The sequence below is a fragment of the Calothrix rhizosoleniae SC01 genome, from assembly GCF_900185595.1.
Lineage (GTDB): Bacteria > Cyanobacteriota > Cyanobacteriia > Cyanobacteriales > Nostocaceae > Calothrix_A > Calothrix_A rhizosoleniae.
Window position 1 is genome coordinate 1 of the sequence record NZ_FYBH01000408.1, and the last position, 3,109, is coordinate 3,109.

Genomic DNA, 3,109 nt, shown 5'->3' on the forward strand with positions numbered 1-3,109 from the left:
AGTCTCGCTGATAAAGTAGGCTAAAAGGGCCAATGTGAATGATATTTCCAGGCTGGAGTTGCACCCGTTTGTCAATCCATTGACCATCAACAAAAGTACCATTTGTACTATTATCTTGAAGAATATGCCCGTTTTTCCCATCAGGTAAAATTGTGGCGTGTAAGCGGGAAACTGTGGGTGCATCTAATTGCATGGAAGCATATCGATTGCTATTCAACCCACGACCCAATTGTACAGGCCATTCTTTTAAATCTTTCAAGACCAAGCGACGTTTAGTCGGAATAACATTGGGACTAGCACTAGAATTAAAATAGGTGAGTACAATCCGGTTATGGGGAGATTGTCCAATTTCCAGTTGCGCTCCATTTTTTAATAAATATCCCTCCTGAAAATCAATCCGATTCTGGTTGAGAAATATTCCATTGCGACTGGGATGACTTTTATCTCCATCAAAAATTCTATATTCATCTCCTTCTTTAATTAAAATAGCTTGTCGCCGAGAACAAACTTCCCATCCAACAGGTACATCTAAATCCGCCCACTCTCTTCCTCTTCCCAAACGATGTTCTGATTTTTCTAAATCTAGCCGCAAAACTTGACCTTGGTTGTTGATTTCCAAAAAAGGTTTAGGAGTGACTTGAGTGGGTTGTTCAAAATTACCAGCCATTTTAGTTCTCAATTCTCAGTTCTCAGTGATAATTAAAAATATTTTTAATCAGTGATTGACTTAAAGCATATCTACTATATAAAATACACACCTTTAAGATTTTTCATTTTTTATAAATTAGGTATTTGTGATGAAAAATTATTAATTTTTGAGATTGCGTCCTTGTATCCCCACTACTATAATTAATCTGTCTACATCAAATAGATTCTTTTTTTTAGGTACATCTACTAACAGCGTTAAATTGGCTTAATAGTTAATGTTTCTCAAGCATTGATAACCCATAGAAGCTTAAAGAGAGATGATAAGATTAAATATATAGTTTCAGGCTGCTATTTATAACATGATTACTCCAGAATAATATGTTTTACCGTCGTTTTTCACTTGTAAAAATCTTAGTACTAATTGGGTTGCTAAGCATAGGATGTAATACAAAAACACCCACCCCTTCTCCGGAAAAATTAACTATTGGTGTCGTTAGTTACGGTGAGGGAAAGGTTTCCTTAGATAAGTACAATCGTTTTAAAGACTATATTGCCACTAAAACTCGTTCCATTCGAGTTGATGTAGAACCCGCTTACAACGAACTACAAGCAGTTACTCAAATTAAACGCAAAAATTGGGATATTGTATTTGCAACCCCTGGTTTAGCCGCGATTGCTATTGGCAAAGAATTGTATGTACCTTTGTTCTCGATGGAAAGTGTCAGCCGTAGAGAACGCTCATTAATCATAGTCCTGAATGATAGCCCCATCCAAAACATCAAGGATTTGAGCAATAAAACCGTTGCTCTAGGAGAACCTGGCTCCGCATCCGGTTACTATCTACCCCTATATGATCTTTATGGTTTAACCTTGACTCAAGTTCGTTTTGCACCCACTCCAAACACTGCATTAGAGTTGATCAAGAATAGAACTGTAGAAGCAGGTGCTTTATCGGAAAGGGATTTTGAAATTCATAAGCGCCAGTTCCCCAATACCCAATTTAGAACCATACATACTAGCCGTTGGGTTCCACCTGGAGTTGTTGTGATTGCACCCACCATTGAAATCAATCGACAACAACAAATTCAAAAAATCATGGCTGAAGCACCAGCAGATATCACAGGGGATGCAGGTTACGTTCCAGATGCTAAAGTCCCTAAATATAAACAGTTTATTCAATTGGTAGAAAAAGTCAGACCTCTAGAATCAGCAGTTAAAAACACACCTGCTGTCTTAATTCGTAACCAATCAGAATCAAAATAACAAGCATTTAAATAGTTTAACTTAACTTAACTTAACGAAAATTAACTATTGATCTGCGAATTTTTAGGTGAATTTGGTGAATTTATTCATAAAAGAATATATGTGTCAAAAATTATCCTTGGGAGTACTCCAAATACTAAAATAAAAGTCTCTTGTCTTTATATTTCTAGTAGAAGGCGGAAAATCACAGGGTCATTAATTGTGTATAGCTTATCTTATAGGGTAATTGGAGTTATATGCCGAAATACCCTTCCGTAATTGAATATGTCTTAACTTTTCCAGTTATTGCCATATCATCAAAGAAAACCCTATACAACTTTTTATACATTGAATTGGGTATATAACTTAATTTGGAACAATTTGTTGATGAAAAGTTAATTTTTCATAATCCCCAATTAACAACAGATTATCTGTTTTTTCAAATCTCAAATTGTATTAAGTAAGTCGGCACAATAAAGCCAAACCATGTGGAGAAAAGTAAATAGGGCTAAAACCATTTTTCCTCCTGCTCCCCGCCCTCTACCTTATCCAAACGATAATTTTTTACGCCTACCTACTTATCTCAATCCCTAAATTATTAAATAACTAAGTAAAAATTTGTAGGAGTGTGATTGGAATGTCTCAATCCCCACTATTAAAGCCAGAGATCCCATCGGGAACCGTAATTGATAACCGCTATCTCATCCAAAAACTTTTGGGACAAGGAGGATTGGGAAGAACATACTTGGCATTTGATACTCGTCGTTTTCACGAACCTTGCGTATTGAAGGAATTTGCTCCCATTGGTACGGGGAAAAATGAATTAGAAAAATGCCGTAATCTTTTTATCAGAGAAGCAAAAATTCTTTATAAGCTTGTACATCCACAAATTCCCCGCTTTTTAGCCTGTTTTGAAGGAGATGGTCGCCTATTTTTAGTCCAAGAGTTTGTTGATGGTAAAACCTACTCCACCATATTAGGAGAACGACAAGCTGCAGGGCAAGTATTTTCTGAGCCAGAAGTAATCCAGTGGCTCAAAGATCTCCTACCAATTTTGCAATATGTACATCACCATCAAATAATCCATAGAGATATTTCTCCAGATAATATTATGTTACCAAAGGGTAAAAATTTACCCGTGTTGATTGATTTTGGGGTGGGAAAACAAATAGCAGATATCAAAGAAATGGGACATTCAACCCAAGCAACCTTTGTGGGT

At 36.2% G+C, this 3,109-nt stretch carries 3 protein-coding genes; 2 read left to right on the forward strand and 1 reads right to left on the reverse strand.

Annotated elements, in window-relative coordinates; genetic code table 11:
* A partial coding sequence (locus tag CALSC_RS24550; RefSeq protein ID WP_143288370.1) for an FHA domain-containing protein occupies positions 1–667 on the reverse strand: 667 nt, incomplete at its 3' end.
* A gap of 359 nt (positions 668–1,026) precedes the next feature.
* Here CALSC_RS24550 and CALSC_RS24555 point away from each other — a divergent pair.
* Positions 1,027–1,911 (forward strand): phosphate/phosphite/phosphonate ABC transporter substrate-binding protein, encoded by an 885-nt coding sequence (locus tag CALSC_RS24555; RefSeq protein ID WP_088243836.1) that lies wholly within the window; start codon positions 1,027–1,029, stop codon positions 1,909–1,911.
* Positions 1,912–2,527: 616 nt separating this feature from the next.
* Positions 2,528–3,109 (forward strand): serine/threonine-protein kinase (locus tag CALSC_RS24560; RefSeq protein WP_143288371.1); only part of this gene is annotated, 582 nt, incomplete at its 3' end.

Coding starts and splice junctions, on each gene's coding strand:
- CALSC_RS24555 (WP_088243836.1), top strand. CDS start 1,027: ATGTTTTACCGTCGTTTTTCACTTGTAAAAATCTTAGTACTAATTGGG.